1 protein-coding gene is annotated in these 270 nt (G+C 37.4%); it reads left to right on the forward strand.

What is annotated here, in order from left to right; translation table 11 throughout:
* Positions 1-270: toprim domain-containing protein (locus ETC27_RS17980; RefSeq protein ID WP_240724967.1), on the forward strand; the 270-nt coding region annotated here is incomplete at both ends.

Below are 270 nucleotides of genomic sequence, written 5' to 3' on the forward strand. Positions count from 1 at the left end.
GAACCACAATATATTAATATACGTGGAAAAGCACCACTGATCAATTCTCTTAAAAAAGAGGCTAAAGCAGCAAAAGCTGTTTACTTAGCAAGTGACCCGGACCGAGAAGGAGAAGCCATTGCTTGGCATTTGGCACATATTTTAGGTCTTCCTTTGGAAGATAAAAATCGGGTTGTTTTTAACGAAATTACTAAAGATGCTGTTAAAAATGCATTTAAAGAACCACGTAGTATTGATGTTGATTTGGTAGATGCACAACAAGCACGACGT

This window comes from Onishia niordana (assembly GCF_004798965.1).
Taxonomy (GTDB): domain Bacteria; phylum Pseudomonadota; class Gammaproteobacteria; order Pseudomonadales; family Halomonadaceae; genus Onishia; species Onishia niordana.